The organism is Dankookia rubra (genome assembly GCF_004355005.1).
Lineage (GTDB): Bacteria > Pseudomonadota > Alphaproteobacteria > Acetobacterales > Acetobacteraceae > Paracraurococcus > Paracraurococcus ruber_A.
In genome coordinates, this window is sequence record NZ_SMSJ01000434.1 from 1 (window position 1) to 218 (window position 218).

Annotated in this window: 1 pseudogene; it reads left to right on the forward strand. The window is 69.3% G+C overall.

Annotated elements, in window-relative coordinates:
• Window positions 1-103 precede the first annotated feature (103 nt).
• Window positions 104-218, forward strand: a pseudogene (locus tag E2C06_RS37190) (IS5-like element ISMex42 family transposase); the annotation flags it as partial.

Here is a 218-nt window from a genome sequence, read left to right on the forward strand (position 1 = left end):
CCGTCCCGCTGCCCATGACCTTACAGACGACCTTACGCCCGACGTTAAGGCCGCCAGCCTCAACGCACGTCAGCGGCCAGGGAAGGCGATGGAGGCCGGACGCTTACGCCGTTCTCGCGGCGGCTATGGCACCAAGGCCTGCGTGATCGCCGACGGGACAGGCCGCGCGGTTGCCTTTGCTCTCGCGCCGGGCCAGGCGCACGAACTGCCCCATGCCA